Source organism: Kaistia sp. UC242_56 (assembly GCF_044452255.1).
GTDB lineage: Bacteria > Pseudomonadota > Alphaproteobacteria > Rhizobiales > Kaistiaceae > Kaistia > Kaistia defluvii_A.
The window spans coordinates 447,436-473,114 of sequence record NZ_JBIOAN010000002.1; the positions used below are offsets into that span (position 1 = coordinate 447,436).

The 25,679-nt window shown below is 64.5% G+C and carries 29 protein-coding genes, 1 tRNA gene and 1 other RNA gene; 16 read left to right on the forward strand and 15 right to left on the reverse strand.

Annotated features, from left to right (window positions below; translation table 11 throughout):
* The first annotated feature begins 60 nt into the window (after window positions 1–60).
* Both ACHMWQ_RS04855 and ACHMWQ_RS04860 read left to right on the forward strand, forming a co-directional pair.
* Window positions 61–819 (forward strand): 3-deoxy-manno-octulosonate cytidylyltransferase, encoded by a 759-nt coding sequence (locus ACHMWQ_RS04855; protein WP_396306591.1) that lies wholly within the window; start codon window positions 61–63, stop codon window positions 817–819.
* Between the two features lie 32 nt (window positions 820–851).
* The gene (locus tag ACHMWQ_RS04860; protein WP_396306592.1) at window positions 852–1,700 is read left to right on the forward strand and encodes a prephenate dehydratase; all 849 of its coding nucleotides are present in this window, start codon (window positions 852–854) and stop codon (window positions 1,698–1,700) included.
* Between the two features lie 67 nt (window positions 1,701–1,767).
* Here the strand turns inward: ACHMWQ_RS04860 and nudC are convergent, their stop codons facing one another.
* Entirely contained in the window at window positions 1,768–2,733 is a 966-nt protein-coding gene (gene nudC / locus ACHMWQ_RS04865) for an NAD(+) diphosphatase (protein ID WP_396306593.1), read from the reverse strand.
* 147 nt (window positions 2,734–2,880) lie between these two features.
* On the opposite strand from nudC, the gene ffs reads away from it, so the two are divergent.
* The 5 genes from ffs (at window position 2,881) to ACHMWQ_RS04890 (ending at window position 6,678) form a co-directional block, all read left to right on the forward strand.
* Window positions 2,881–2,973, forward strand: an RNA gene (gene ffs, locus ACHMWQ_RS04870) — signal recognition particle sRNA small type.
* A gap of 127 nt (window positions 2,974–3,100) precedes the next feature.
* Window positions 3,101–4,930 (forward strand): DNA polymerase III subunit gamma/tau, encoded by a 1,830-nt coding sequence (locus tag ACHMWQ_RS04875; RefSeq protein ID WP_396309388.1) that lies wholly within the window; start codon window positions 3,101–3,103, stop codon window positions 4,928–4,930.
* A gap of 39 nt (window positions 4,931–4,969) precedes the next feature.
* Window positions 4,970–5,293, forward strand: a complete 324-nt coding sequence (locus ACHMWQ_RS04880; protein WP_354553397.1) for a YbaB/EbfC family nucleoid-associated protein — start codon at window positions 4,970–4,972, stop codon at window positions 5,291–5,293.
* A 65-nt stretch (window positions 5,294–5,358) separates the two neighbouring features.
* A complete protein-coding gene (gene recR / locus ACHMWQ_RS04885) occupies window positions 5,359–5,964 on the forward strand; it encodes a recombination mediator RecR (RefSeq protein WP_396306594.1) in 606 nt (201 codons plus the stop codon).
* A gap of 90 nt (window positions 5,965–6,054) precedes the next feature.
* Complete coding sequence (locus tag ACHMWQ_RS04890; protein WP_396306595.1) at window positions 6,055–6,678, forward strand: DUF924 family protein; 624 nt, start codon at window positions 6,055–6,057, stop codon at window positions 6,676–6,678.
* Here ACHMWQ_RS04890 and ACHMWQ_RS04895 read toward each other — a convergent pair.
* Together ACHMWQ_RS04895 and ACHMWQ_RS04900 are read right to left on the reverse strand one after the other, a co-directional pair.
* The gene (locus ACHMWQ_RS04895) at window positions 6,672–7,079 is read right to left on the reverse strand and encodes a hypothetical protein (RefSeq protein ID WP_396306596.1); all 408 of its coding nucleotides are present in this window, start codon (window positions 7,077–7,079) and stop codon (window positions 6,672–6,674) included. The two genes, ACHMWQ_RS04890 and ACHMWQ_RS04895, sit on opposite strands and share 7 nt — an antisense overlap.
* A 13-nt stretch (window positions 7,080–7,092) precedes the next feature.
* Complete coding sequence (locus ACHMWQ_RS04900; RefSeq protein WP_396306597.1) at window positions 7,093–8,265, reverse strand: DNA recombination protein RmuC; 1,173 nt, start codon at window positions 8,263–8,265, stop codon at window positions 7,093–7,095.
* Window positions 8,266–8,404: 139 nt separating this feature from the next.
* Between ACHMWQ_RS04900 and def the strand changes: the two genes are divergently transcribed.
* From def to truA, 3 genes are read left to right on the forward strand one after another with little or no spacing between them, the layout of a single operon-like run.
* Window positions 8,405–8,959 carry a peptide deformylase gene (gene def, locus ACHMWQ_RS04905; protein ID WP_396306598.1) on the forward strand — a complete coding sequence of 185 codons (555 nt, stop codon included), beginning with the start codon at window positions 8,405–8,407 and terminating at the stop codon, window positions 8,957–8,959.
* A 7-nt stretch (window positions 8,960–8,966) separates the two neighbouring features.
* The gene (gene fmt / locus ACHMWQ_RS04910; RefSeq protein ID WP_396306599.1) at window positions 8,967–9,899 is read left to right on the forward strand and encodes a methionyl-tRNA formyltransferase; all 933 of its coding nucleotides are present in this window, start codon (window positions 8,967–8,969) and stop codon (window positions 9,897–9,899) included.
* A gap of 8 nt (window positions 9,900–9,907) precedes the next feature.
* Window positions 9,908–10,696 carry a tRNA pseudouridine(38-40) synthase TruA gene (gene truA / locus ACHMWQ_RS04915; RefSeq protein WP_396306600.1) on the forward strand — a complete coding sequence of 263 codons (789 nt, stop codon included), beginning with the start codon at window positions 9,908–9,910 and terminating at the stop codon, window positions 10,694–10,696.
* Here the strand turns inward: truA and ACHMWQ_RS04920 are convergent.
* The 10 genes from ACHMWQ_RS04920 to rpmH all read right to left on the reverse strand — a co-directional run bounded on the left by ACHMWQ_RS04920 (window position 10,649) and on the right by rpmH (window position 18,777).
* Window positions 10,649–11,233, reverse strand: a complete 585-nt coding sequence (locus ACHMWQ_RS04920) for a hypothetical protein (protein ID WP_396306601.1) — start codon at window positions 11,231–11,233, stop codon at window positions 10,649–10,651. The genes truA and ACHMWQ_RS04920 overlap by 48 nt on opposite strands.
* A 13-nt stretch (window positions 11,234–11,246) precedes the next feature.
* Entirely contained in the window at window positions 11,247–12,404 is a 1,158-nt protein-coding gene (gene dapE / locus ACHMWQ_RS04925; protein WP_396306602.1) for a succinyl-diaminopimelate desuccinylase, read from the reverse strand.
* Window positions 12,405–12,431: 27 nt separating this feature from the next.
* Window positions 12,432–12,920: a DUF805 domain-containing protein gene (locus tag ACHMWQ_RS04930; RefSeq protein WP_396306603.1), complete on the reverse strand. Its 489-nt coding sequence runs from the start codon at window positions 12,918–12,920 to the stop codon at window positions 12,432–12,434.
* Window positions 12,921–12,983: 63 nt separating this feature from the next.
* Window positions 12,984–13,835 (reverse strand): 2,3,4,5-tetrahydropyridine-2,6-dicarboxylate N-succinyltransferase, encoded by an 852-nt coding sequence (dapD, locus tag ACHMWQ_RS04935; RefSeq protein WP_396306604.1) that lies wholly within the window; start codon window positions 13,833–13,835, stop codon window positions 12,984–12,986.
* Window positions 13,836–13,974: 139 nt separating this feature from the next.
* On the reverse strand, window positions 13,975–14,691 hold the full coding sequence (locus tag ACHMWQ_RS04940; RefSeq protein ID WP_396306605.1) for a pyrimidine 5'-nucleotidase: 717 nt from the start codon (window positions 14,689–14,691) through the stop codon (window positions 13,975–13,977).
* 8 nt (window positions 14,692–14,699) lie between these two features.
* Window positions 14,700–15,602, reverse strand: a complete 903-nt coding sequence (gene argB / locus ACHMWQ_RS04945; RefSeq protein ID WP_266334063.1) for an acetylglutamate kinase — start codon at window positions 15,600–15,602, stop codon at window positions 14,700–14,702.
* A gap of 94 nt (window positions 15,603–15,696) precedes the next feature.
* Window positions 15,697–16,338, reverse strand: coding sequence for a ribosome biogenesis GTP-binding protein YihA/YsxC (gene yihA / locus ACHMWQ_RS04950; protein ID WP_354553411.1), 642 nt, complete (start codon window positions 16,336–16,338; stop codon window positions 15,697–15,699).
* The gene (yidC, locus tag ACHMWQ_RS04955; RefSeq protein ID WP_396306606.1) at window positions 16,338–18,167 is read right to left on the reverse strand and encodes a membrane protein insertase YidC; all 1,830 of its coding nucleotides are present in this window, start codon (window positions 18,165–18,167) and stop codon (window positions 16,338–16,340) included. Before yidC ends, yihA begins: the two co-directional genes overlap by 1 nt.
* On the reverse strand, window positions 18,164–18,601 hold the full coding sequence (gene rnpA, locus ACHMWQ_RS04960; protein WP_396306607.1) for a ribonuclease P protein component: 438 nt from the start codon (window positions 18,599–18,601) through the stop codon (window positions 18,164–18,166). The genes yidC and rnpA overlap by 4 nt, the downstream gene beginning before the upstream one ends.
* 41 nt (window positions 18,602–18,642) lie before the next feature.
* Complete coding sequence (gene rpmH / locus ACHMWQ_RS04965) at window positions 18,643–18,777, reverse strand: 50S ribosomal protein L34 (RefSeq protein WP_201401895.1); 135 nt, start codon at window positions 18,775–18,777, stop codon at window positions 18,643–18,645.
* A gap of 301 nt (window positions 18,778–19,078) precedes the next feature.
* Between rpmH and ACHMWQ_RS04970 the strand changes: the two genes are divergently transcribed.
* Window positions 19,079–20,599: a sensor histidine kinase gene (locus ACHMWQ_RS04970; RefSeq protein ID WP_396306608.1), complete on the forward strand. Its 1,521-nt coding sequence runs from the start codon at window positions 19,079–19,081 to the stop codon at window positions 20,597–20,599.
* Between the two features lie 218 nt (window positions 20,600–20,817).
* A tRNA-Arg gene (locus tag ACHMWQ_RS04975) sits at window positions 20,818–20,894 on the forward strand.
* A gap of 171 nt (window positions 20,895–21,065) precedes the next feature.
* Here the strand turns inward: ACHMWQ_RS04975 and ACHMWQ_RS04980 are convergent.
* A complete protein-coding gene (locus ACHMWQ_RS04980; RefSeq protein ID WP_396306609.1) occupies window positions 21,066–21,518 on the reverse strand; it encodes an Rrf2 family transcriptional regulator in 453 nt (150 codons plus the stop codon).
* 197 nt (window positions 21,519–21,715) lie between these two features.
* On the opposite strand from ACHMWQ_RS04980, the gene ACHMWQ_RS04985 reads away from it, so the two are divergent.
* The 3 genes from ACHMWQ_RS04985 to ACHMWQ_RS04995 all read left to right on the forward strand — a co-directional run bounded on the left by ACHMWQ_RS04985 (window position 21,716) and on the right by ACHMWQ_RS04995 (window position 24,687).
* Window positions 21,716–22,687 carry an alpha/beta fold hydrolase gene (locus ACHMWQ_RS04985; RefSeq protein WP_396306610.1) on the forward strand — a complete coding sequence of 324 codons (972 nt, stop codon included), beginning with the start codon at window positions 21,716–21,718 and terminating at the stop codon, window positions 22,685–22,687.
* Window positions 22,688–22,936: 249 nt separating this feature from the next.
* The gene (locus tag ACHMWQ_RS04990; protein ID WP_396306611.1) at window positions 22,937–23,398 is read left to right on the forward strand and encodes an invasion associated locus B family protein; all 462 of its coding nucleotides are present in this window, start codon (window positions 22,937–22,939) and stop codon (window positions 23,396–23,398) included.
* A 281-nt stretch (window positions 23,399–23,679) separates the two neighbouring features.
* The gene (locus ACHMWQ_RS04995) at window positions 23,680–24,687 is read left to right on the forward strand and encodes a serine hydrolase domain-containing protein (RefSeq protein WP_396306612.1); all 1,008 of its coding nucleotides are present in this window, start codon (window positions 23,680–23,682) and stop codon (window positions 24,685–24,687) included.
* Between the two features lie 105 nt (window positions 24,688–24,792).
* Here the strand turns inward: ACHMWQ_RS04995 and ACHMWQ_RS05000 are convergent, their stop codons facing one another.
* On the reverse strand, window positions 24,793–25,215 hold the full coding sequence (locus ACHMWQ_RS05000) for a MarR family winged helix-turn-helix transcriptional regulator (RefSeq protein ID WP_396306613.1): 423 nt from the start codon (window positions 25,213–25,215) through the stop codon (window positions 24,793–24,795).
* 87 nt (window positions 25,216–25,302) lie between these two features.
* Here ACHMWQ_RS05000 and ACHMWQ_RS05005 point away from each other — a divergent pair, with 87 nt between their 5' ends.
* Complete coding sequence (locus tag ACHMWQ_RS05005) at window positions 25,303–25,677, forward strand: VOC family protein (protein ID WP_396306614.1); 375 nt, start codon at window positions 25,303–25,305, stop codon at window positions 25,675–25,677.
* Window positions 25,678–25,679: the final 2 nt, after the last annotated feature.

A 25,679-nucleotide genomic window follows, 5' to 3' on the forward strand; every position in this document is an offset into this window, starting at 1 on the left:
CAGATTGAGACGTTTTGACACCTACATGCCCGGAGCCGGGCAATAATCGAGGAAAACCTGATGCCTTCCGCCTCCGAGGCCCTGGTGCTTATCCCCGCCCGCATGGCGGCGACGCGGCTGCCGGGCAAGCCTTTGGCCGATATTCACGGCGTTCCGATGATCGTCCATGTCTGGCGCCGGGCGAGCGAGGCGCAGATCGGACCCGTGGTCGTGGCGACGGATGACGTCGATATCGCCGCCGCCGTGCGCGGCGCGGGCGGCGAGGCGGTGCTCACCCGCGCCGATCACGAGAACGGTTCGGCGCGCATTCATGAGGCGGCTGGCCTGGTCGATTCGGCCCGGCATTATGACGTCATCGTCAACGTTCAGGGCGACCTGCCGACGATCGAGCCGGCCTCGATCGCCGCCTGCTTCGCGCCGCTCGCTGATTCGGCCGTCGACATCGCCACCATCGCGGCGCTGATCGACCGCGAGGAGGAGCGCACCAATCCGAATGTGGTCAAGATCGTCGGCTCGCCGATCGACGCGAACCGCCTGCGGGCGCTCTATTTCACCCGCGCCACGGCGCCCTGGGGCGAAGGGCCGCTGCTGCACCATATCGGGCTCTACGCCTATCGCCGTTCCGCGCTTGACCGCTATGTCGCGCTGCCGCCCTCGGTACTGGAAAAGCGCGAAAAGCTGGAGCAGCTGCGCGCGCTCGAGGCCGGCATGCGCATCGACGTGGCGCTCGTTGACGCCGTGCCGCTCGGTGTTGATACTCCCGCCGATCTCGAAAGGGCGCGCCGCCTGCTGGCGGCCTCCCGCGGGTCCGGTCGCTAGAACCGGCAATCTTGAACAGAAGTCTCAATCGCATGAAGAAGATCGTGTTCCAGGGCGAGCCTGGCGCCAACTCCCATATCGCCTGCGCCGACGTCTATCCCGACTATGAGGCCGTGCCGGCTCCGACTTTCGAGGATTGCTTCCAGGCGATCTCGCGCGGCGACGTCGACCTCGCCATGATCCCGATCGAGAACTCGCTCGCCGGCCGCGTCGCCGATATCCACCATCTGCTGCCGGATTCGGGCCTGCACATCATCGGCGAGTATTTCCTGCCGATTCGCTTCCAGCTGATGGCGGTGAAGGGCGCGACGCTCAAGACGATCAAGACGGTCGAAAGCCACGTCCATGCGCTCGGCCAGTGCCGCCGCATCATGCGCGAACATGGCTATCGCGCCGTCGTCGCGGGCGACACGGCGGGGGCTGCCCGCATCATCTCGGAAACCGACGATCTCACCCGCGCCGCCCTCGCGCCCCGCTTCGCCGCGGAGATCTACGGCCTCGACATCCTGGCCGAGAACGTCGAGGACGCCGCTCACAACACGACGCGGTTCGTCATCCTGTCGCGCGAGCCGCAACACGCGGCCTTCGGCAACGGGCCGGTCATCACCACCTTCGTCTTCCGCGTCCGCAACATTCCGGCCGCGTTGTACAAGGCGCTGGGCGGCTTCGCCACCAACGGCATCAACATGACCAAGCTGGAGAGCTACCAGCTCGACGGCCGCTTCTCGGCGACGCGATTCTATGTCGATGTCGAGGGCCATCCGCAGGATGTCGGCCTCGCTCACGCGCTGGAGGAACTTGCCTTCTTCTCGGCCGAGATGCGGATCCTGGGCGTCTATCCGGCCGCGACCTTCCGCGCCGACGTCGTCGAGCCGAAATAGCGGATCATAGAGACTTCGTTCTCTTCACCTCTCCCGCCGGGAGAGGTGAAGGAATCGGACTGAGGCCTTAGCCGGCCTCGACCCAGGCGCGGATCAGCGTGTGCGCGATCGCCATGCGCGGCGGCGTCGAGAGGCCGTCCGGATGGTCGCCGTCCAGCATCGAGCGCGTCTCGTCGCGCGAGAACCAGCGGCAATCCTCAAGTTCTTCCGTGTCCGGCACGATGTCGGTCGAGGTCGCCTCGGCGATGCAGCCGATCATCAGCGACATCGGGAACGGCCAGGGCTGGCTGGCATGATAGGCGACGCGGCCGATCTGGATGCCGGCCTCTTCCTGGATCTCGCGGCGCACCGCGTCCTCGATCGTCTCGCCCGGTTCGACGAAGCCGGCGAGGCAGGAATAGGTGCCCGGCGCGAAACGCGCCTGGCGGCCCATCAGGCAGCGGTCGCCATCGACGGCCAGCATGATCGCCACCGGATCGGTGCGCGGAAACTTCTGCAGCCCGCAATTCGGGCAGTCGCGGCGATAGCCGCCCTGCGCCATGATCGAGCGTGTGCCGCAGCGGCCGCAATGCCGGTTCGAGGCATGCCAGTGCAGCAGCGCCCGCGCCTGGGCAAGCGCGCCGAGCGTGGCGGGCTCGACCGTGTCCATCAGGATCCCGCCGGAATAGGCGGCGGTCGCCAGCGTCCGTAGCGGCACGGCGTGGAAGGCGTCGACGTCGAACGAGGTGTCGTTGCCGACGATCGCGGCAATGCGGGGCGACGAATCCTGCCAGCCGAGCAGGATGGCGTCATCCATCAGCGCACCGAGCGCCTTGGCTTCCTTCAGGCTGAACAGGCTTTCCGACGTACCGCCGGCGCGCATCATGGCCTCGTCGCCGCGGAGCAGGAACACGCGCACATTCGGATCGGCCAGCGCGGCGGCATAGGTCGATTCGTTGCGGGCCTCGCTGCGGCGGTCGAGCGTATTGCCGGAAAAGCCGACGGTCGTGCTCGGCTCGACCGGGGGCAAGCGATCAAAGAAATTGCGGGTCATGGTGCTGCTGTGATGTGCGGAGGGTGGCCGACAAGCGTCGACTCGAAATGAATCTGGTGATTACGCCATAGACCTTTTCATCGCGATAGCCCCGATCAAGCTTCGGGCTTGCCATTTCGATCGGGAACGACGATATGTCTCCGCGGGAGGTTGGTGGTGGACGAGCCACTCGCCAATCGGGTCAGGTCCGGAAGGAAGCAGCCCCAACGAGCCACGGCACGGGTCGCGTGCCAGCCTCCTACCTTTTCCCAGCCATCGCGTCAGCCTCGATGATCAGACGGCGCGCCCCTCCGGGTGTGCTAAGGTCGAAGAGGCTTGCCCGCGAGGGCGGCGTGAAATGGAACAGCAGGGACGGCAGCGGCGACGCATGGACGGCGGCGATCTTTCCAGCACCCCGAAGGATGGCGCGAACGGCGCCTACCGCGTCCTTGCGCGCAAATACCGGCCGCGCAGCTTTGACGACCTCGTCGGCCAGGAGCCGATGGTCCGCACCCTCAAGAACGCCTTCGAGACCGCCCGCATCGCGCAGGCCTACATGCTCACCGGGGTTCGCGGTGTCGGCAAGACGACGACGGCCCGCATTCTGGCGCGTGGCCTCAATTATTCCATTCCCGGACAGGTCGATCGCCCGACCATCGACATGCCGGAACTCGGCGTCCATTGCGCCGAGATCATGGAAGGCCGCCATGTCGACGTGCTCGAGATGGACGCCGCCTCCAACAACGGCATCGACAACATCCGCGAGATCATCGAGGCCGTGCGCTACAAGCCGGTCTCGGCCCGTTACAAGGTCTATATCCTCGACGAAGTGCACATGCTGTCCGGCGCGGCCTTCAACGGCCTGCTGAAGACGCTCGAAGAGCCGCCCGAGCATGTGAAGTTCATCTTCGCGACCACCGAAATCCGCAAGGTGCCGGTTACCGTCCTGTCGCGCTGCCAGCGCTTCGACCTGCGCCGGATCGAATCGGACCGCCTGATCGGCCTTCTGCGCTCGATCACCGAGAAGGAACAGGTCGAGATCGGCGACGACGCGCTGGCAATGATCGCCCGTGCCGCCGAGGGGTCGGCCCGCGATTCGCTGTCGCTGCTCGACCAGGCCATCGCGCATGGCGCCGGCGCCATCACGGCCGAGGACGTCCGCGGCATGCTCGGCCTCGCCGACCGGGCCCGCATCATCGATCTGTTCGAGGCGCTGATGGGCGGCCGCATCGCGGAAGCGCTGGCGCTGCTCAAGGAACAGTATGACATCGGCGCCGATCCCGCCGTCGTGCTGCAGGATCTCGCTTCTTTCACCCATGCGGTGACTCGCTTCAAGGTCGTGCCGGACAGCGTTGAGGACGCCGCCCTGCCGCAGGACGAGCGGGTTCGCGGGCGCGCCTTGGCGGAAACCGTTTCGCTGCGCGTCCTGGCCCGCGCCTGGCAGATGCTGCTGAAGGGCATCGAGGAAGTCTCCAGCTCGAGCCGGCCGCTGGCCGCCGCCGACATGGTGCTGATCCGCATCGCCCATGCCGCCGATCTGCCGACGCCGGACGAGGCGCTGCGCCTGCTGAAGAGCGGCAATTTCTCGGCCAGTTCATCAGGCGGCGGCGCGACGCCGCAGGTTTCGCATCAGCCGCCATCCGCGCCGCAGGCGTCGGGCGGTTCGAGTGGCGGACCGATCGGCCAGATGCGCACGATCACCAACACCTCGCCCATTCCGGCCACGGCGACGATGGCCCAGCCCGCGAGCGCGCCGCAGGCCAAGGCCGAGCCGGCGATCCGCTTCCAGCGCTTCGAGGATCTCGTCGCCTATGTCGGCCTGAAGCGCGATATCCCGCTCAAGCTGGCGCTGGAACAGCAGGTCAAGCCGATCCGCTTCGAGCCCGGCCTGCTCGAATTCGAGCCGACCGAGGATGCGCCGCGTACGCTGGCGCAGGATCTCGGCCGCAAGCTCTCCGACTGGACCGGCGATCGCTGGGTCGTGGCGCTCGGCAAGGGCGCGACCGAGCCGACGATTGCCGAGGCGCGCGCTTTCGCCAAGGACAAGGCGCGCTCGGACGCCGCCGCCGATCCGCTGGTCGCGGCCGTTCTGTCGCGCTTTCCCGGCGCCAAGATCGTCGACATCCAGATCCGCAGCGCCGAAGAGCCCGAGGGTCTGCCGTCCCCGGCCGTTCCGGTCGACAATCCCGACGAAGCGCCCGATCCCGACGACGACTGATCCATCCATTTTCCGACGATTCGAACCAGGAGAACCCGCATGCGCGACATTCTCGGCATGATGAGCAAGGCCAAGGAACTGCAGTCCAAGATGCAGGACATGCAGGCCGAAGTCGCAACCATCGAAGTCGAAGGTTCGGCCGGCGCCGGCCTCGTCACGGTTCTGATGACCGCCAAGGGCGACCTGCGCAAGCTCTCGATCGATCCCTCGCTGCTGAAGCCGGAAGACGTCGAGATCCTGGAAGACCTGATCATCGCCGCCCATGCCGACGCTCGGGCCAAGGCCGAGCGCACCATGGCCGACAAGATGCAAGAACTGACTGGCGGCCTCGGCCTGCCGGCTGGCCTGAAGCTGCCGTTCTAGTCTGACGGAGAGGGGGCGAGCGCGTTTGCGTTCGCCCTTTTCGATCCGCAAATCCAAGTAGAAAAATGTCCCGCAGCACTGCCGGTCCCGAGATCGAACACCTGATCCAGCTGCTGGCGCGGCTGCCGGGGCTTGGGCCGCGTTCGGCCCGGCGCGCGGCGCTGGCGCTCGTCAAGAAGAAGGACCAGCTGCTGGTGCCGCTGGCCGGCGCGATGACGGTCGCGGCCGAGCGGATCCTTACCTGCTCGGTCTGCGGCAACATCGATACGGCGGATCCCTGCACGATCTGCACCGATGTCACGCGCGACGAGAAGACGATCGTCGTGGTCGAGGACGTTTCCGACCTTTGGGCGCTGGAGCGGGCCGGCGCGATCCGGGCGCGCTATCATGTGCTGGGCGGCACGCTGTCGCCGCTCGATGGTGTCGGGCCTGAGGATCTCAACATCGATTCGCTGGTGCGTCGCTGTTCGACTGGCGAGGTCGCCGAGGTGATCCTGGCGGTCAACGCGACCGTGGACGGCCAGACCACGGCGCATGTCATCACCGACCGCCTGACCGGCACGCCGGTCAAGGTTTCGCGGCTGGCGCATGGCGTGCCGGTCGGCGGCGAACTCGACTATCTCGACGAGGGCACGCTCGCCGCCGCCATCCGCGCCCGCACGCCCTTCTGAGGCTAGTCCCGGAAAGCCCTCGACCGCTTGCGCGAGAGGGTGGAGCGAGGGCGTTGCCTAAAGACTTGCGACATACGGGGACAACTCACCATGCCGACCGAACAGCCCGATCCCGCCATTCTGCTGGAAGCGCACCGCTTCTGGTTCGAGGACCTGGTTGCCGGCGTCGCGCCGCTGGCCGAGCGGGTCAAGGTCTGGTTCTCGCGCCGCGACGCCACCGATGACGCCATTCGCGCCCGCTTCGCCGATTCCCTCGACACCGTCGCCGACGCGGACTGGGCCTTCGAAGGCCTGCAGCCGGCGGCCGCGATCGGTTTCGTCCTGTTCCTAGACCAGTTCCCGCGCAATCTCTTCCGCGACGACGGTCGCGCCTTTGCCTATGACGCGCGCGCCCGGGCGGCGGTGCGGCGGCTGATCGCGGGCGGGGTGGATCGCTTCGCGCCAATCGAACGCGTCTTCCTCTATCTGCCGTTCGAACATAGCGAGGAACTGGCTGACCAGGATCTCTCGGTCCGCCTTTACGAGGCGCTTCTGGCCGAGGTGCCCGAGGCGGACAAGGAGGACAAGGAGGATTATCGGTCGTTCGTGGGCTATGCTGAGAAGCACCGCGACCTGATCCGCCGTTTCGGTCGCTTCCCGCATCGCAACGCCGATCTCGGCCGCGAGTCCACGTTGGAAGAGATCGAATTTCTGAAGGACGGCCGCGGCTACTGAGGCCGGAAACGCCGCCATCGGGACCGGACCACGGGGAGGGCGGCAAAAACGAGCTGGCTGGCGAGACCGAGAGCCCCGGCCGCCGTTGCATAGCTCGCCACGATGCCGGTTGCCGTGCGGCCGAAAGCGAGGATGCCAAGCGCGAATTCAGCCGCCATGAGGAACAGGAACGCCATCGCGCCCATGCCGATGTCCCGATGGTTCGTGGCGGATATGCCGAAACGGCGCAGGGTGAGGCCGCAGACGAGCCACGCGATGCCCAGCATGACGGGCAGTTCCAGAAGGACCGCGGCGACCTCGCCCCATCGGGGCGCGATGAGCAGCACGCGCAGCGTGCCCAACACAAACCCGGCCGCGAAGGTCGCTGCGAAGTAGAGGGCCGCGGCACGCAGGGTGTTCATGGCCCGCCCAAGCCTATTCGCCGGCCAGCAGGTCCGGCTGGCGGTCATAGGCCGGCGAGCCCTCGTCGCCGAACTCTAGCGCCTCGATCTTGGCGCCCCGTGCCGTCAGCTTGCGGGTCGAGATCAGGATGTCGTCGATGTCCTTGGAGGCCTGGTCGAAATGCGTCTTCAGCTTGAGGACGCGGTCGTTCACGCGGCCGACATCCTCCATCAGCTTCATCACCTCGCCCTGGATCAGATGCGCCTGCTCGCGCATGCCGGCATCCTTCAGCACCGACTGGACGACCTGGATCGACAGCATCAGCAGCGATGGCGAGACGATGACGATGCGGAGCCGATGCGCGGCCTGGATCAGGTCCTCGAAGCGCTCATGCACGTCGGCGAAGATCGATTCCGACGGCACGAACATGAAAGCCGTGTCCTGCGTCTCGCCGGGTATCAGATAGCGCTCGGCGATGTCCTTCAGATGCTTGGTCACGTCGCGGCGGAATTGCGCCTCGGCGGCCCGGGTCAGTTCGGGGCCCTCGGCGGCGCGGATCGCGTTCCAGGCCTCCAGCGGAAATTTCGCGTCGACGACGAGGCCGGCGGCGCCATTCGGGAAGGCGATGACGCAATCCGGCCGGTTGCCGTTCGAGAGCGTCGCCTGGAACTGGTAGCCGCCCATCGGCAGGCCGTCCTGGACGATCGCCTCCATCCGCGCCTGGCCGAAGGCGCCGCGCGTCTGCTTGTTGGCGAGGATGTGCTGCAGCCCGACGACTTGGCTCGAAAGCTCGGTGATGTTGCGCTGCGCGGTGTCGATGACGGCGAGGCGCTCGTTCAGCCGGGTCAGGTTTTCATGCGTGTTGCGGGTCGATTCGACCATGGTCTGCCCGATGCGGTGGCCGAGCCCGTCCATGCGGTTGGACAGTCCGTGCAGCAGTTCCGATTGGCGCGACCCGAACACCTCCGCCATGGTCTGCATGCGGCCGGTCATCTCGCTCTGGATCCGCACCAGTTCGCCGATCCGACGCTCGAATTCGCCGCCCAGCATCGCCTGCTCGGCTTCTGCCGAGTCGCGCCGGCTCATGCCGCGCCAGACCACGATCAGCACGAGCAGAAGCAGCAGGACGGCAGCCGCGGCGGCGGCCAGCACCAGCATGGCGACGGAGATCGGCCGGTCGCCGACGAAGAAGAGGACATCCTGCATGCCTCTTCATACCAGATTCGCATGCCAAGACGAGATCAAAACAAGAACACGCGTCGGATAGCCGGGCTTGGCCTCCATCATTCCTCGTTGACCCACTCCGCCGCATCTCTTATCTGAAACGGCTCAATCTGAGGTTTTCATGGCCCTACTCGACATCATCACCCTGCCGGACGCGAAGCTGAGGCTCGTCAGCGAGCCGGTGGAGCGCATCGACGACGAACTGCTGCGCTTCATGGACGACATGCTGGAGACGATGTACGAGGCGCCGGGCATCGGCCTCGCCGCGATCCAGGTCGGCGTGCCGCGCCGGATCGTCACCATCGACGTGTCGGGCCGCGAAGAGGGCAGCAAGCCCGAGCCGCTGTTCCTGATCAATCCCGAGATCCTGACGTCCTCGGACGAGCGTTCGGTCTATGAAGAGGGCTGCCTGTCGATCCCGGATTATTATGCCGAGGTCGAACGCCCCGCTTCCGTGCGCCTGCGTTATCTCGATCGCGCCGGCAAGCTGCAGGAAATCGAGGCCGACGACATCCTGGCCACCTGCGTGCAGCATGAAGTCGACCATCTCGATGGCAAGCTGTTCATCGACTATCTGTCCCGCCTGAAGCGCGACATGGTGATCAAGAAGTTCGTCAAGGCGTCCAAGACGGGCGTCCGGCCGGAATTCAAGTCGCATACCCCCGACGAGATGTGAGGCGGATATGAGCCTCCGCGTCGTCTTCATGGGCACGCCCGAATTCTCTGTGCCCACGCTTGTCGAGATCATCGGCCAGGGGCATGAGGTCGTCGCCGTCTATTCGCAGCCGCCGCGCCCCGCCGGCCGCGGCATGGCCGAGCGCAAGTCGCCCGTGCACGAGACGGCGGAGCGCTTCGGCATTCCCGTCTTCACGCCGAAATCGCTGAAAGGCGCCGACGAGCAGGAGGCCTTCGCCGCGCTTGATGCCGATGTCGCCGTCGTCGTCGCCTATGGCCTGATCCTGCCGCAAGCAATCCTGGACGCGCCGCGCGAAGGCTGCCTCAACCTGCATGCCTCGCTGCTGCCGCGCTGGCGCGGCGCCGCACCGATCCATCGCGCCATCATGGCCGGCGATGCCGAGACCGGCGTCATGGTCATGCGCATGGAAGCGGGCCTCGATACCGGCCCCGTCGCCATGGCGGAAAAGATCGCGATCGCGCCCGATATCACCACCGGCGACCTGCATGACAAGCTGGCGCGGCTCGGCGCCGATCTGATGGTGCGCGCGCTTGCCGCCGCCTCGCGTGGCGGGCTCGATGCCGTGCCGCAGGCGGAGGAGGGCGTCACCTACGCGGCCAAGATCGACAAGAGCGAAACACGGATCGACTGGCACAAGCCGGCGACGCAAGTCCACAATCACATCCGCGGCCTGTCGCCCTTCCCGGGCGCCTGGTGCGAGATGACGTTTGGCGACAAGGTCGAGCGGGTGAAGGTCCTGCGCTCGACGCTGGGTACCGGCTCCGGAGCGCCGGGCACGGTGCTTGACGACCAGTTGACGATTGCCTGTGGCGATGGCGCCGTCCGGCTGGTCGAAGTGCAGCGCGCCGGCGGCAAGCCGCTTCGTGCCGTCGATTTTCTGCGCGGAGCATCGGTTGAAGCCGGTGCTCTCGTCGGCTAGGCCGGGCGATGCCGCGCTACAAGATCCTGATCGAATATGACGGCACGCCCTATGCGGGCTGGCAGCGCCAGAAGAATGCGCCGTCCGTGCAGCAATCGCTGGAGGCGGCCATCAAGCGCTTCACCGGCGAGGACGTGCTGACCTTCGGCGCGGGGCGGACCGATTCAGGCGTCCATGCCACCGGGCAGGTCGGCCATTTCGACCTTTCGGGAACATGGTCGGGCCTGCGCATCCGCGACGCCATGAACGCGCAATTGCGCCCCGAGCCGATCGCCATCCTCCAGGCCGAGCCGGTCGACGACAGCTTCGACGCGCGCTATTCGGCCGTGAAGCGGCATTACATCTATCGCGTCATCGACCGCCGCGCCCCGGCCGCCCTCGACATCAATCGCGTCTGGGATGTGCGCAAGCAGCTCGATATCGAGGCGATGCAGCAGGCGGCCAATTCGCTGCTCGGCTGGCACGACTTCACCACCTTCCGCTCCGCCGATTGCCAGGCATTGAGCCCCATGAAGACGCTGGAGCGGCTGGAGATCCGCCGCGAGGGCGACCAGGTTCTGTTCGAGGTCTCGGCCCGTTCCTTCCTGCATAACCAGGTGCGCTCCATGGTCGGGACGCTGAAGAAGGTCGGCGAGGGCAATTGGCCGGTCGCCCGCGTCGCCGAGGTTCTGGAAGCGCGCGATCGCAAAGCCTGCGGCCCGGTGGCGCCGCCCGGGGGGCTCTATCTCGTCCGCGTCGACTACGCCGCCTCAGGCGCCGAACAGCCGGCTGAAGATCCCGCTGAGGATGAGGCTTAGCGCGAGGTCGGCCGCTACCAGCCCGACCCGGAAGCCGACCGACTTGCCGAGCGTCGCGCCGACGATCTGGTAGTGGTAGCGCAGCATGACGCCGACGATCGCCAGCGAGACGACAGCGGCGAATTCGATCGGCACCAAACCAAGTCCGGCCAGCAGCGCGATCGCCGCCTGCGGCGCGGCCATGATCACCGAGGCCCAGTTGCGCACCACGATATAGGAGGCGTAGCTGCGCGCGATGCCGAGCCGCTTGGCGAAGATCGCCAGCAGGATGGGCATGGCGATCCAGTCGAGCACCAGATCGAGCCCGCGCGAGACGAGGAAGATCGCGTCCGTCGGACCGGCAATGGTGACGTCTTCCGGACGCAGCCGGTGCTCGACGGCGACGCTGATGGCAAAGAACGGCAGCATGTAGAGAACGGCGCCGAACGAGCGCCAGAAGCCGTCGACGCTGAAGTCGAAACGCGTCAGCCCCTCGCGCCGGCCGAGAAACAGCTCGAACGCGCCCGTCAGCGCGCTGGATGCGGAGGGGTTGATCATCGCGCCGCCGCCGTCACGCAAAATACTGGTCGAGGAAGCCGCGATAGATTGCCGTCAGGGTCTGGAGATCGGCGACGGATACCCGTTCGTCGATCTGGTGCATAGTTTGCCCGACAAGGCCGAACTCGACCACCGGGCAATAGTCCTTGATGAAGCGCGCATCCGAGGTTCCGCCGCTGGTCGAGAGCGCCGGCCGGCGGCCGGTAGAAGCCTCGACCGCGTCCGACAGGGTGCCGATCAGCTTGTCCGAATGGGTCAGGAACGATGCGCTTCCGGTCGGCACCAGCTCGAGCTCGAAGTCGATCTCGTTGCCGGCCGCTTCCCGCAGCCGGCTCCTTAGCCAGGCTTCCAGCGTGTCGCGGTTCCACTCGTCGTTGAAGCGGATGTTGAAACGGGCGCTGGCCTCGGCCGGGATGACGTTCCAGGCCTTGTTGTCGACGTCGAGACCGATGAATTCGAGGTTCGAGGCGTCGAATCGCTCATTGCCGTGATCGAGCGCCTCCGCCGTCAGCCGGCGGATCAGCTTCATCAGCTGTGGGATCGGGTTCACCGCCAGATGCGGATAGGCGACATGGCCCTGCCGTCCCTGCACGGTGATGGTGCCGGAAAGGCTGCCGCGCCGGCCGATCTTGATCGCGTCGCCCAACCGCTCGGGATTGGTCGGTTCGCCGACGATCGCCGCGTCGAAGCGGTGGCCCTTCTTGGCTGCCCAGTCGAGCAGCTTGACCGTGCCATTGATCGAGGGACCTTCCTCGTCGCCGGTGACCAGCAGCGAGATCGTGCCCTGCTTCAACCCGCCCTCGGTTAGGAAATCGAGCGCCGCTGCGGTGAAGGCGGCAATGCCGCCCTTCATGTCGACCGCGCCGCGGCCATAGAGCATGCCGTCGACGATGTCGCCACCGAACGGGTCATGGCTCCAGTGTGCTTCATCGCCCGGCGGCACGACGTCGGTATGACCGGCAAAGACGAAATGCGGCGCGCCGCTGCCGATGGTCGCGAACAGGTTTTCTACGTCCGGCGTGCCGGCCTCGGAAAACACCGGCCGATCGACGGTGAATCCGGCTTCAGCCAGGACGCCGTCCAGATAGACGAGCGCCCCGCCTTCGGCCGGGGTCACCGACGGGCAGCGGATGAGGTCTTGCAGGATACGGGTTGGGTCGTGGCGATGCATGCCATCTCGTTGCCACGCGTTCTTGCGTCAGGCAAGCCCGGGCTCGGCGGAAACTGGTGCGGAAGAGGTAGGGGCGAGCGGATCCGGGCCGAAACGGTTCTCACCACGCGTGCCGCGCAGGAAACCAAGCTCTATCAGTGCCCAAAGGTGGAGGCCGATTGTGCCGGCGATGGAGATAACGTTCAACGTCACCAAATCCCCAACGGTATGCTTCGCCAATAGAGAGGCTAGGATTAATGCCGGACCGCCCAGCATGAAGAGAGCTATCCACCAGCCAGACTTATCGCGATCGTGTAGTCTCTTCGCACCAAATGATGCACAAACATACAATAGAGCCGTATAGAATAATGAGGATGATATCAGGATTGCATGGATGTGTTCTTCGGGAGGACGAATAAAATGAATAAAGAAGCCAAATATGAATCCGGATACAGACGAGAACCCAATGAGCCAAAGCCAATACTTGGCGCGCCCAATCCGTCCCCTAAATGAAAACAGCAGCCACAATAAATTCATTTGCGCCCCCGCCCAGATGAGGCTTTAGCCTATCAGGGAGAGGGCGATATGCAAGGACGCAACCTAGTCGCGCAGCAGTTCGTTGACGCTGGTCTTGGAGCGGGTCTTGGCGTCGACCTTCTTGACGATCACGGCGCAGTAGAGCGACGGGCCGGGCTGGCCGTTCGGCAGGTTCTTGCCCGGCAGCGACCCGGAGACGACGACGGAATAGGGCGGCACGCGGCCGATATGGATCTCGCCCGTCTCGCGGTCGACGATCTTGGTCGAAGCGCTGATGAACACGCCCATCGAGATGACGGACCCCTCGCCGACGATCACGCCCTCGACGACTTCCGAGCGGGCGCCGATGAAGCAATTGTCCTCGATGATAGTCGGGCTCGCCTGCAGAGGCTCGAGTACACCGCCAATGCCGACGCCGCCGGAGAGATGCACGTTCTTGCCGATCTGGGCGCAGGAGCCGACGGTTGCCCAGGTGTCGACCATGGTGCCGGTGTCGACATAGGCGCCGAGATTGACGAAGGACGGCATCAGCACGACGCTCGGCGCGATATAGGCCGAGCGGCGCACGACGGCGCCCGGCACGGCGCGGAAGCCGGCCTTGGTGAATTCATCCGCGCCCCAGCCTTCGAACTTGGTCGGCACCTTGTCCCACCAGGTCGAGCCGTTCGGGGCGCCGGGGATCGGGCCCATGTCGTTCAGGCGGAACGAGAGCAGCACGGCCTTCTTCAGCCAGTCATTGACGACCCAGTCGCCATCGATCTTTTCCGCCACGCGGACTTCGCCCCGGTCGAGCAGGCCCAGCGTTGTCTCGACGGTGGAGCGGACGGCGCCCTGCGTCGCGGGGCTGACATTCGCGCGATCCTCGAAGGCGGCTTCGACGGTGGACTTGAGGGCGGCGAGGTCGTGCGTGGTCATCGTTCTTCCTTGGAAAGCGGGCATCTCCGGCGCAGGAGAGGCCGGCATGGTTCGGGCCGGACGATATCGGGCAATCGGGGGAAGTCAACGCGCAAGGCAGGCAGGCCGACTTTTTCGCCGGCGCCGTTTCGCTGCCGGCTTAGGCGCTCGGGGCGATTCGGGCCAGGAAGGCCGGGAGATCATCGGTCTGGTGATCGATATGCGCCGTGTTGGCGCGCCCCTCCCAGGCCTCGACGGGGGCTTCGGCGGTGCCGCGCGGAACCACCAGGACGGTCGCCATGCCGAGCGATTTCGGCACTTCGAGGTTGCGCGGCAGATCCTCGAACATCGCGGCCGAAGCCGGGTCGATGCCGTTCTGGCCGAGGAAGCGGGCATAGGTGTCGGGATGTGGCTTCGGCACGAAATCGGCGCGGATGATGTCGAAGATGTCGTCGAAAGGGTCGCGGAAGCCGAGCCTGGCGAGGATCCGCTCGGCATGGTCCTGCGAGCCATTGGTCAGCACGAAGCGCCGTCCGGGCAGGCGCCCTATGGTGGCGACCAGGGCCGGGTCGGGCGCAAGCTTCGAGTGATCGATGTCGTGCACGAAGTCCAGGAAGGGCGCGGGATCGATGCCGTGCTCGACGATCAGGCCGCGCAACGTCGTGCCGTGACGCCGGCAGAAATCCGCCCGGACCGCCAGCGCCTGCTCGCGGGTCTGCGAAAGATGGCGCTCGACATAGAGAAGGATCCGCTCCGAAACCTGCTCGAACAGGCCCGTATGGTGCGGATACAGCGTGTCGTCGAGATCGAATACCCAGGCGCGGATGTCGGCGAACCGGGCCAGCGCCGGGTCCGTCGACAACGGGGTCTTGGGCATTCGGCCGGTCAGCGCTTGATCAGCGTGCCGGCGCCGCGCTCGGTGAAGAGTTCGAGCAGAACGGCATGCGGCGTCTTGCCGTCGAGGATGACGACGCCCTCGACGCCGCGATCCAGCGCCTCGATGCAGGTCTCGACCTTGGGGATCATGCCGCCCGAAATGGTGCCGTCGGCGATCATGGCGCGCGCCTCGGCGACGGTCAGTTCCTTGATCAGGTTCTTGTCGCGGTCCAGCACGCCGGGGACGTCGGTGAGGAACAGCAGGCGGCTGGCGTCGAGCGCGCCAGCGATGGCGCCGGCGAAGGTGTCGGCATTGACGTTGTAGGTTTCGCCATCCTCGCCGGCGCAGACGGGCGCCAGCACGGGGATGATCTCCGACTTGGCCAGCACTTCCAGCACTTCGGTGCGGACGCGGGTCGGTTCGCCGACGAAGCCCAGGTCGATGACCTTCTCGATGTTGGAATCGGGGTCGACGACCTTGCGGGTCAGGCGCTTGACCGTGACCATGTTGCCGTCCTTGCCGGTCAGGCCGATGGCGCGGCCGCCCGCCTCGGTGATCGTCTGCACGATCTCCTTGTTGATCGAGCCTGCGAGGACCATCTCGACGACCTCGACGGTCGCCTTGTCGGTGATGCGCATCCCGGCCGCCCATTCGGACTTGATGCCGAGGCGGGTGAGCATGGCGTTGATCTGCGGGCCGCCGCCATGGACGACGACCGGATTGATGCCGGCGAGCTTGAGCAGGGTGATGTCTTCGGCAAACGCCTTGCCGAGCTCTTCCGAGCCCATGGCATTGCCGCCGAACTTGACCACCACGGTCTTCTCGTCATAGCGCAGCATGTAGGGCAGCGCGGTGGCGATCAGTCGTGCGGTCAGCACAGGATCCGTGCTGTCCTCTACCCGCATATCCATCCTCAAATCTCCGCTCCGCTGCAAAAGGGCAGGGCTCTATAGCGATTATGCGATGGCGGAACAATGACGGCGACGGTTTCGCCGCCGCAGTTCCTCAGGTCGCGAGCTGGGCGATTTCGGCGCGCAGCAGATCCATGCCTTCGCCGGTCTCCGAGGAGGTGGCGATGACGACCGGGAAGGCCGCCGGACGCTTGGCGATGGCGGCTTCCGTCGCCGCCTTGACGCGGGCGAGTTCGCCCGTCTTCAGCTTGTCCACCTTGGTGAGGACGATCTGGTAGGAGACCGCCGTCTCGTCAAGCAGGTCGAGCGTCAGCTTGTCGTTGGCCTTCAGTCCGTGGCGGGAATCGATCAGCACATAGACGCGGCGCAGGCTGACGCGGCCGCGCAGATAGTCGCGGATCATCCGGTTCCAGGCATCGACGAGCTTCTTCGGCGCCTCGGCATAGCCATAGCCCGGCATGTCGACGATCGACAGGCCGCTGCCGGAGGTGAAGAAGTTCAGCTCCTGCGTCCGGCCCGGCGTGTTCGACGTCCGCGCCAGGCCGATGCGGTTGGTCAGTGCGTTGATCAGCGACGACTTGCCGACATTGGAGCGCCCCGAGAACGCGATTTCTGCCACGTCGATCGGCGGCAGGTGCCCGATCGTGGGCACGCTCATCACGAACTCCCAGGACTTGGCGAAGAAGAGACGGCCCGTTTCGAGGCGGTCGATCTCTTCCTGATCAATCTCCGGCATCAGCTCTTGGCCTTGGTTGGCGCGGTGGTCTTGTCGCCACCGTCCTTGGGCTTCTTCTTGAAGGTCGACATGATGTTGCCGAGCAGGTTCACGTCGACGCCCTGGCGCCGCATGATGACCCACTGCTGGGCGATCGACAGCGTGTTGTTCCAGGCCCAGTAGATCACCAGCCCGGCCGGGAACGTGCCGAGCATGAAGGTGAAGATCACCGGCATCCAGTTGAAGATCACCTGCTGCGCCGGGTCGGCCGGAGCCGGGTTCAGGCGCATCTGGACCCACATCGTCAGACCCATGATCAGCGGCCAGATGCCGATCATCAGCATGTGCGGCGGAGTCCAGGGGATCAGGCCGAACAGGTTGAAGATGGTGGTCGGATCGGGCGCGGAAAGGTCCTGGATCCAGCCGAAGAACGGCGCATGGCGCATCTCGATGGTGACGAAAATCACCTTGTAGAGCGAGAAGAAGACCGGGATCTGGATCAGCACCGGCCAGCAGCCGGCGAGCGGATTGATCTTTTCCTTCTTGTAGAGCGCCATCAGCTCCTGCTGCTGCTTCACCTTGTCGTCAGCATAGCGCTCGCGTAGGGCGGCCATTTCCGGCTGCACCTTCTTCATCGCGCTCATCGACTTGTACGACTTGTTGGCGAGCGGGAAGAACACGGCCTTGACGATGACGGTGACCAGCAGGATGGCCACGCCGAAATTGCCGAACAGCCTGAAGAAATAGTCCATCAGGAAGAACAGCGGCTTGGTGAAGAAATAGAACATGCCCCAGTCGATCAGCAGGTCGAAGCGGTCGATCTTGAGGTTGTTCTGGTAGTCCTGGATTACCGACACCTGCTTGGCGCCGGCGAACAGCAGGCCCTCGGCGGTGGCGGTGCCGCCGGCCGGGACGGTGATCGCCTTGCTCTTGAAATCGGTCTGGTAGAGGGGCGTGACGCCGTCGACGAAGCTGAACGACGCGTCGAAGGACTCGGTGCCGCGCGGAACGACGGCGGCGGCCCAATACTTGTCGGTGATGCCGAGCCAGCCGGTGTTGATGCCCTGGAAGGATTCGGAACCGGCCTTGCGCAGGTTCTTGTAGGTGATTTCCTGCAGGCCCTTCTCGCCGAGCACGCCGAGCGGGCCTTCATGCAGGATGTAGTAGCCGGCAACGGTGGGTTCGCCCAGGCGCACGACGCGGCCATAGGGCGCCATCGAGACGGGTTGGCCCGTGGCGTTGGCGACTTCGTCCTTGACGGTGAACATGAAGCGCGGATCGATCGAGATCGTGCGCTTGAAGGTGAGGCCGGCGCCATTGTCCCAGGTCAGGACGACCGGGGTGGTGTCGGTCAGCTTCGCGCCTTCGGGCGCGGTCCAGAGCGTGTCGGGGCCGGGCGCCGCGACGCCGGCGGGCGCGACCCAGCCGAACTCGGAGAAATAGCCGTTCGGCGCGCCCGAGGGCGACAGCAGAACGATGGTCGGGCTGTTCGGATTGACCGTCTCGCGGAAGCCGTCGAGATGCAGATCGTCGAAGCGGGCGCCCTTGAGGTTGATCGAGCCGGTCACCGACTGGGTGTTGATGGCGACGCGCGGGTTGGCGGCGAGCGCCTGGTCGCGGGTCATGACGGTCGCCTGGCCCGGCGTGGTCGGGGCGCCCTGCGTTGCCGCCGCGCCTTCCGTGCCGGTCGTGGCCGTCGGGCTGCCGGAGGTCGACTGCGCGGCCGGGCTCGTCTGAGCGGTATGCTGGCGCGTCTGATCGATCTTCGGGCCCGCGACGAAATACTGCCATCCGAAGACGACCGCCACCGAAAGAATGACGGCTAGGATCAGATTGCGGTTATCGGTCATCGTTCACGTCTTTCGGGTGAGGTCGCTTGGCCCGGCTGCTGGGCTTTTTCCTTGCCGCGATCATGGTGCCGCGGTCCGGAGGTCGGGCGCTTCAGCGCGTCGAAGCCGGAGATAAGATCGGTCACGAGGGTTTCGAAGGGCAGCGACAGTGTGGCGCGGCGGCCGACCAGGACATAGTCGGTGCCGGCAACGGCGTGGTCGATGCCCGCGAGGCGGATGGCCTCGCGCAGGCGCCGCCGGATCCGGTTGCGCTCGGGCGAGTTGCCCATCTTCTTCGTGACCGTATAGCCGACACGCGCCGGGCGACTCTCGTCATCCGCGCGTGGGTCGCGTTTCTGCAAGACAAAGCCGCGCCGGGAGGCGCGGGGCCCTCCGGCGACGGCAAGAAATTCGGCGCGTTTCTTGAGACGATCCATGGTCTTCATATGATCCATGGGAGGCCTTTCCGGGCGCCGGCCGGCTGTCCCTCCGCCGATTAGGCAGTGAGCTTCTTGCGGCCCTGCGCGCGGCGAGCCGCGATGACCTTGCGGCCGCCGACGGTGGCCATACGGGAACGGAAGCCGTGGCGGCGGGCGCGAACGAGCTTGCTAGGTTGATACGTGCGCTTCATGCGTCGTCACCGCTTGGGGCGGCCCCTCGAATTCAATGTTTATCATCGGATGAGCGAGCCTTCCCGGCGGTCCAGGACCCCGTGCCACGACAAAAGCCATGGCACGACAGGAAGCGTGCTCTCGTGAGCCCGGCTTATACGGACTAGGTCCAGCCAAGTCAACGCGACTCCGGTATTGCGTCGCCAGATCCCCAGAGGGCGCCCGCTGCCGGATGGACGGCGCCGGAAGGGAGCCAAAGTTTGACGCAATGTGGCCGCGCGAGTCATCATAGGGTGTCATCGGCCTAGATGGGAGTGCCGATTGAATGACGCCAAAGTGACGGATCTCAACGCAGGCCCCTTGCAGTCCGGTATTGTCGCGCAGGCTTCCGTGCCGGATGTCGTGCCCGCGCGGCCGCGGCGCCATGCCTTCGGCCTGTCGATCAAGCTGATCCTGCTGACCATCGTTTTCGTCATGGTCAGCGAAGTCGCGGCTTTCGTCCCCTCCGTGTCGAGCTATCGCGTCCGCTTCCTGGAAGAGAAGCTGGCGACCGCGCAGGCGGCTGCCGTCCTGCTCGGCTCGGCCGCCTGGGAAAATGTGCCGCGCAGCGTCCAGGACGAATTGCTCGCCTCAGTCGGCGCGACCGCCATCGTGCTGCGTACCGGCAAGGCGAGCCGTCTGCTCGCCGCCGTCGAAATGCCGCCCACCGTCGACGAGGTGGCGGATCTGCGCGAGGTGACGCTGTGGCGTTCGGCCGAGGCCGCCTTCTCGACCCTGACCGCCTGGACGCCGCGCACGCTGCGCGTCATCGGGCCGGATCGGGACGGCAAGAGCCTCGAACTGGTGATCAGCGACCGGCCGCTGCGCGCGGCGATGATCCGCTTCGCCGGCAACATCCTGCTGCTTTCGGCAGTGATCTCGATCCTGACGGCGATGCTGATCTATGTCAGCCTGCAGCGCCTGCTGATCCGGCCGATGCGCCGGTTGGCGCAGGCAATGGTGCGCTATTCCGAGGATCCGGAAGACAAGTCGCGCATCATCGAGCCGAGCGGCCGCTCCGATGAAATCGGCATCGCCGAGGACAAGCTGGCCGCGATGCAGAACCACCTGACCGAGTCGCTGGCGCAGAAGCGCCACCTCGCCGATCTCGGCCTGGCGGTGTCCAAGGTCAATCACGATCTGCGCAACCTGCTGGCCTCGGCGCAGCTCTTCTCCGATCGCATCGCGGCGCTGCCGGATCCGGCTGTGCAGCGCTTCGCGCCAAAACTGATCGCCACGCTCGACCGCGCCATCGATTATTGCCAGACCACGCTCGCCTATGGCCGGGCGCGCGAACGCGAGCCGCAGCGGCGCCTGATCAATCTTGCGCGGATCTGCCACGACGTCGCCGACGTGCTCGGCCTCGACCAGCATACGAGCATCACCTTCGACAACCGCATCGAGCCCGGCTTCGAGATCGATGCCGATCCCGACCAGCTGTTCCGCGTCCTGCTCAATCTGTGCCGCAACGCCGTTCAGGCCATGGACGGCGAGGCGGACCCGGCTATCGTGCGGCGCCTTTCCATCGAAGGGCGGCGCGAGGGCAGCGTCGTCATCCTCCGCATCTGCGACACCGGCCCCGGCGTGGCGGCCAAGGCCCGCCAGCACCTGTTCCAGGCCTTCCAGGGTGGCGTGCGGCCCGGGGGCGCGGGCCTCGGCCTCGCCATCGCGGCGGAGATCGTCCGCGCCCATGGCGGCACGATTTCCCTGGTCGACCAGAGCAAGCCGGGGGCGGTGTTCGAGATAACTCTGCCGGACCGGCCGATCGCCTTCGATCTCGCCGCCCGGGCGCGGGTCGGCTAGGGATTTCCCCCTCAATGCTTTGATGAGCGGCGAAGTCGCGAGCGCTCGGCGACCCGACGGCAATCGGCGCGTCTTTAGCCGGCGCGGAAAATTCTCCACAGGCTCATCCAACTCGACGCTTGCAATCGCGGGAACGAGGCTGTAGCAATCCCCTCGTCGACGGCCTGAGGGTCGGCGCGGCGCCCGGGAGGTTTGCTCCAGGGTGAAGCAAGCGACAGGCGCCCGTAGCTCAGCTGGATAGAGCACCAGACTACGAATCTGGGGGTCAGGAGTTCGAATCTCTTCGGGCGCGCCATTTCCTTCAATAAAATCAATTGTTTACCAGAGCGCCCTTCCGGGGCGCTTTTGTGTTTTGGGCTTGGGGTACACGCCGAGGGCAACCGAAATCGGTGGCAGCCAGCGGCTGCTTGTGGACGAATGAATATTTGTCGGGCGGCATCGTCCAGGCGAAAGCCGGCCGGGCTATCTACCTCTTCGGGGGATCGCTAGGGCGGGACAAATCTCGGGCGATGTCGGCAAGCGTAACCTGTCCGAACTCGTCAGCGAGCACAGCTTCCGCCTTATTGAATGCGTGCAATAGCCGGGAATTGACTGCCCGCTCGACGGGGCAGGTGGGATGATCGGAACTCAATGACATCGTGAAGATCGATGCGTCCGTAATCGCGCGGTGGATCTCAAACACGGTCAAATCCTCCGGCGTCCGCAGCAGTCGCCAGCCACCGCCGGGACCTCCTTCTGACGAAACGATGCCCTGTTTCTTGAGCTTCGCCATCGTCCGACGCACGACGACCGGATTGGTGTTCAGCATCAATGCGATTGTGTCCGATGTTTCGGTTCCCCCCAGGAGATGCATATGCACCAGCACATGGAGCATCCGGGAAAGACGGCTGTCGCTTCTCAAGGGGAAATGCTCCTTCATTGATCGTAACAAATTCAGTTACGGATTGTTGACTCTCCCTTATGCGCAACTTATGTGGTTTCGCATTCAAGGAGGTCAAAGCCATGTTGAGACGAAATTTTCTGACTGGCTTGGCCGGCGCGACTTCTTCGCTAGCTCTCGCGTCGCCGTACACCAGGAGCGCTTGCGCGGAATGGCTCCATAGATCGGAGGTTGGAATGCAGTATCGAGTGATCGAAGCGAATGGCATCCGGATCAATTTTGCCGAGCAAGGGGAGGGACCGCTCATCGTTCTTTGCCATGGTTTTCCCGAAACCTCCTACTCATGGCGACATCAAGTGTCAGCTCTTGCCGATGCCGGCTTTCACGCCGTTGCACCAGACATGCGTGGCTATGGGAAGACGGATGCTCCCCAGGACCCCGAGTCATACACTCTGATGCATCTAGTTGGTGACATGGTCGCCTTGTTGGATGGGATTGGGGAGCAGACAGCCATTATCGTTGGCAACGATTGGGGAGCGAGCATTGCCTGGCAGGCTGCTCTGATGCGCCCGGATCGATTCCGCGGAGTTGTGGCGCTTGGGGTTCCGATGATGCCGCAGCCCCCGATGCCGCCAACTCAAATTTTTCCACAAACCGAGGAGTCCCTCTTCTACACCTTGTATTTTCAGCAGCCGGGCTTAGCCGAAACCGAGTTCGAACGTAGTGTGCGGGTGACGTTGCTCAAGCTGCTTTACGGAGCCTCCGGCGACGCGGGACCTCGCCAAGCCGGTGATGGCACGCCCAACCCGTTTAGCATGGTATCGCGACGAGAGGGATTGCTGGCGCCCCTGCCTATCCCGGCGCAATTGCCGTCATGGCTCAGTGAGGAAGATCTCGCAGTTTATGCCGCCGCCTTCTCCGAGGGCGGCTTTCGCGGGGGCCTCAACTATTACCGCAACCTGGATCGCAACTGGGCCCTTCAGGCTTCTCTGAAAGGCAAGACGGTCGATATCCCTGCGCTCTATATGGTCGGCGAGCGAGATGTAGGCTTGAGTATTCCCGGTATGCGAGACCTGATTTCCGCAATGCCAGTTCTCGTTCCCAAACTCGAGGAACCAATATTCGTGCCGGGAAGCGGTCACTGGGTTCCGCAAGAACGGCCGGAGCAAGTAAGTGCTGCAATCATAGAGTTCGCGAAGCGGCACTAGACAGTGCCGCTTGCGGGACCGATCTCCTTCCGGCCGGGGGGGCGTCCTAGCCCGGGCTCTGGCAGGCTGGCCGTGCCGTAGGCCGACTGGCCGCATCAAAATTCATAAATTGTTAAATCCTGTTGGCCAGTTTGCCTTGGCTGTTCGGAATAATCCCTACCGGGCAGTCCTTTATATAAGTCTGGTGGGAGCGTAATGACTGGATTATCGATCGCGACAAGAGCGCTTCTCGCAGGAGCAATCTGTGTAATGGCCAGCAGCGTTGCTGCTCAAACTCCAAGGCTGGTCAAAAAATATTCTGATTGGGCCCTATATACTTACCCCGACAAGGCGGGGAAGGTCTGCTTTGCGATGGCGGCGCCTACGTCGCAGCGCCCAACCGGCGTCAATCGCGACCCGACATACTTCATGGTGACCAATCGTCCGGGCTCAAAAGTCCACAACGAAGTGTCGATTGTCATAGGCTACCCATTCAAGACGGATTCTTACGTCACGGTGAACGTGGATGGCAAAAAGTTCAGGCTCTTCACCCAGGGCGACGGCGCCTGGAGTGATGAGCTTTCTGAACAGGCGTGGCTCGTCAACGCCATGAAGGCGGGAAGCAAGATGTCTGTCCATGGCTTGTCGAAACGCGGCACGAATACAACGGACACCTATTCCCTGAAGGGCGTGTCAGCGGCTTTGAGAGCGGCGGACCAGGCCTGCGCGTAACCGGAAGCGATCAGTACCGGGATGGCGCCTCGCAAATGCGCGGCTTGCCACGCCTACGCGAGGGGTATCACGGCTGTGGCATCCGGGCGCCGCAAACGCGGCCCGTTATAGAGCGGGCCGCGATGCCGGCTTTGGCACTGCCCTGATAATAGAACGGATCGCGCTCAGGTCCTGGCGGCCGCGTCCAAGGTGTCCAGACACGGAGTTCGTACGCTTCGCTGGCGCCCAAAAACCGCCGTACTGCCGGTATCGTTCAAAGACCGAAATGGCGGGAGGCCTCAATGTTCAAAGCTCGGGTCGCGCTCATGCTGGTCATCAGCATGTTGATCGCAGGAAGCGCTGGCGCTCAACCTTGGCAAGCGGTCGATCCCGCGACCTCGGGTTGGTCCTCCGAGGGGTTAGAGGTTGCAAAGCGTCAATCGAGTGCTCTCAGGTCGACAGCCCTGATGATCGTTCAGGACGGGAGGGTCGTCGCCAGTTGGGGAGACGCGGCCCACAAAGTGAATGTCGCTTCCGTCCGAAAGAGCCTTCTGAGTGCGCTTTATGGGATTGCCGTTTCCGAAGGAAGGATTGATCTTTCCAGCAACCTGGCTGACCTCGGTATCGACGATAACGCACCCAGTCTTACCGCAGCTGAAAAAACGGCAACCGTCCGGGATCTTTTGATGGCGCGTTCTGGCGTCTACCATCCCGCTGCCCATGAAACGGCCGACATCAAGCGCAAGCGGCCTGAACGCGGGAGCCATCCACCCGGAACTTTCTGGTTTTATAACAACTGGGACTTCAACGCGCTGGGAACGATCTATCGACAGCGGGCCGGCGAAGACATCTTCCAAAGCTTTGAACATAGAATTGCCCGGCCGCTCGGCATGGAAGATTTCTCGATCCAGGATGGGCGCTACGCCGCCGAGAAGCTTTCCGAGCACCCGGCCTATCCCTTCAAGCTTAGCGCCCGTGACGCGGCGCGCTTCGGCCAATTATATCTCAATGGAGGGCGTTGGGGCGGAAAGCAGATCATTCCCGCCGAATGGGTGAGGGAATCGACGGCCCCCCACTCCTGGGCAAAGCGGATACGGCAGGGCTACGGCTACATGTGGTGGACGTTGCCCGCCGATACCTGGGGTCCAGACGCCTTTTATGCCTCGGGGTACGGTGGCCAGGTCATCGCCGTCGTGCCATCGAAGAGGCTTGTGGTGGTCCAAGCTGTCGATCTGAAGCAGAACGCGCGTGGGGTCAGGACAAGCGCGTTCATTGATCTACTGAAGGTGATCGCCTCCGCTTCGCCGTGAGCTTGGGCTCTCGGCGGATCCTCTTCACGCGCTAGACTCGGCCGAATGTCGATATCGGGGACTTTTCCGCCTGGCAGCCTCTGTGGGCAATAGCGAAACCCGCCTCTATCTGAGCGCCTCGGCAATCCGCAATAACATGGCTGTGGCGGTCTGAGGATCGACGGGTGCCGCGGCATTGCGAAGACGTGTCTCCGCATCGGCCGCGATTGCAGATGCCGCTTCAAAGGCGCGATCGCCTGAAGCCGTCAGTTCGGTCTTCTGAACCCGCCCATATTCGGGGTGAGGACTCCGCGTGATAAGGCCTGCTTTCTCGAGCGTGACAAGGATGGCTTGCATCGTCTGTGGCGTGACGAACGCGCGACGTGCGAGCGCCGCGTTCGAGGCCCCTGCTTCGACTTTCAGATAGGCAAGGACTGCGTATTGCGGCGTGGTCAGGCCAATCTCCCGCAGGTCTGCATCCATCCGCGTGCGAAGCGCCTGTTGCGCCTGCTTCAGCGCGAAACCGATCGTCGCATAGGGATCGCTCATTGGCGGATTCATGTTTGACATATAAGGACCCTTACATATATCAGTGAACTGATGATAGCGGTTGGCACAGCGAAGGAAAGCCCTGACATGCCCCATCTGATCGGACCCGATTTCATCGGCATCCAAACCGAGGATCTCGAAGCTGCGCGGTCGTTCTATTCGGAAGTCGTCGGACTGGAGGCCGCTCCCCATAGCCCGCCGGGAGCCATCGTGTTCGACACAAAGCCGATCCCGTTCGCGGTGCGCACGCCCGTGGTCGACCTCGGAGCAACAGACAGGCTGGGCTGGGGTGTCGCCATCTGGTTCGGCTGCGACGACGCCGACGCGCTGCACGACCATCTGGTCAAGCACGGTGTCCATATCGAATTCTCCCCGAAAGATGGGCCGTTCGGCCGCTACTTCGCGTTCCGCGATCCGTTCGGCTACTCGATTACGGCGCACACCGTGCAGGAGAAGGGCTAGCC

What these genes read in the sequence shown, in the direction of transcription:
- ACHMWQ_RS04940 (WP_396306605.1), bottom strand. Translation starts at nt 14,691, where the DNA reads ATGCCCAAGACCCCGTTGTCGACGGACCCGGCGCTGGCCCGGTTCGCC.
- ACHMWQ_RS05000 (WP_396306613.1), bottom strand. Translation starts at nt 25,215, where the DNA reads ATGAGCGATCCCTATGCGACGATCGGTTTCGCGCTGAAGCAGGCGCAA.
- ACHMWQ_RS04895 (WP_396306596.1), bottom strand. Translation starts at nt 7,079, where the DNA reads ATGAACACCCTGCGTGCCGCGGCCCTCTACTTCGCAGCGACCTTCGCG.
- ACHMWQ_RS04920 (WP_396306601.1), bottom strand. Translation starts at nt 11,233, where the DNA reads ATGATCAACCCCTCCGCATCCAGCGCGCTGACGGGCGCGTTCGAGCTG.
- ACHMWQ_RS04855 (WP_396306591.1), top strand. Translation starts at nt 61, where the DNA reads ATGCCTTCCGCCTCCGAGGCCCTGGTGCTTATCCCCGCCCGCATGGCG.
- ACHMWQ_RS05005 (WP_396306614.1), top strand. Translation starts at nt 25,303, where the DNA reads ATGCCCCATCTGATCGGACCCGATTTCATCGGCATCCAAACCGAGGAT.
- yidC (WP_396306606.1), bottom strand. Translation starts at nt 18,167, where the DNA reads ATGACCGATAACCGCAATCTGATCCTAGCCGTCATTCTTTCGGTGGCG.
- dapD (WP_396306604.1), bottom strand. Translation starts at nt 13,835, where the DNA reads ATGACCACGCACGACCTCGCCGCCCTCAAGTCCACCGTCGAAGCCGCC.
- dapE (WP_396306602.1), bottom strand. Translation starts at nt 12,404, where the DNA reads ATGCATCGCCACGACCCAACCCGTATCCTGCAAGACCTCATCCGCTGC.
- rpmH (WP_201401895.1), bottom strand. Translation starts at nt 18,777, where the DNA reads ATGAAGCGCACGTATCAACCTAGCAAGCTCGTTCGCGCCCGCCGCCAC.
- ACHMWQ_RS04930 (WP_396306603.1), bottom strand. Translation starts at nt 12,920, where the DNA reads ATGAATTTATTGTGGCTGCTGTTTTCATTTAGGGGACGGATTGGGCGC.
- yihA (WP_354553411.1), bottom strand. Translation starts at nt 16,338, where the DNA reads ATGCCGGAGATTGATCAGGAAGAGATCGACCGCCTCGAAACGGGCCGT.
- ACHMWQ_RS04990 (WP_396306611.1), top strand. Translation starts at nt 22,937, where the DNA reads ATGGCCAGCAGCGTTGCTGCTCAAACTCCAAGGCTGGTCAAAAAATAT.
- fmt (WP_396306599.1), top strand. Translation starts at nt 8,967, where the DNA reads ATGAGCCTCCGCGTCGTCTTCATGGGCACGCCCGAATTCTCTGTGCCC.
- ACHMWQ_RS04860 (WP_396306592.1), top strand. Translation starts at nt 852, where the DNA reads ATGAAGAAGATCGTGTTCCAGGGCGAGCCTGGCGCCAACTCCCATATC.
- ACHMWQ_RS04875 (WP_396309388.1), top strand. Translation starts at nt 3,101, where the DNA reads ATGGACGGCGGCGATCTTTCCAGCACCCCGAAGGATGGCGCGAACGGC.
- argB (WP_266334063.1), bottom strand. Translation starts at nt 15,602, where the DNA reads ATGGATATGCGGGTAGAGGACAGCACGGATCCTGTGCTGACCGCACGA.
- ACHMWQ_RS04900 (WP_396306597.1), bottom strand. Translation starts at nt 8,265, where the DNA reads ATGCAGGATGTCCTCTTCTTCGTCGGCGACCGGCCGATCTCCGTCGCC.
- def (WP_396306598.1), top strand. Translation starts at nt 8,405, where the DNA reads ATGGCCCTACTCGACATCATCACCCTGCCGGACGCGAAGCTGAGGCTC.
- recR (WP_396306594.1), top strand. Translation starts at nt 5,359, where the DNA reads ATGTCCCGCAGCACTGCCGGTCCCGAGATCGAACACCTGATCCAGCTG.
- rnpA (WP_396306607.1), bottom strand. Translation starts at nt 18,601, where the DNA reads ATGGATCATATGAAGACCATGGATCGTCTCAAGAAACGCGCCGAATTT.
- ACHMWQ_RS04985 (WP_396306610.1), top strand. Translation starts at nt 21,716, where the DNA reads ATGCAGTATCGAGTGATCGAAGCGAATGGCATCCGGATCAATTTTGCC.
- ACHMWQ_RS04880 (WP_354553397.1), top strand. Translation starts at nt 4,970, where the DNA reads ATGCGCGACATTCTCGGCATGATGAGCAAGGCCAAGGAACTGCAGTCC.
- ACHMWQ_RS04995 (WP_396306612.1), top strand. Translation starts at nt 23,680, where the DNA reads ATGTTCAAAGCTCGGGTCGCGCTCATGCTGGTCATCAGCATGTTGATC.
- nudC (WP_396306593.1), bottom strand. Translation starts at nt 2,733, where the DNA reads ATGACCCGCAATTTCTTTGATCGCTTGCCCCCGGTCGAGCCGAGCACG.
- ACHMWQ_RS04980 (WP_396306609.1), bottom strand. Translation starts at nt 21,518, where the DNA reads ATGAAGGAGCATTTCCCCTTGAGAAGCGACAGCCGTCTTTCCCGGATG.
- ACHMWQ_RS04890 (WP_396306595.1), top strand. Translation starts at nt 6,055, where the DNA reads ATGCCGACCGAACAGCCCGATCCCGCCATTCTGCTGGAAGCGCACCGC.
- truA (WP_396306600.1), top strand. Translation starts at nt 9,908, where the DNA reads ATGCCGCGCTACAAGATCCTGATCGAATATGACGGCACGCCCTATGCG.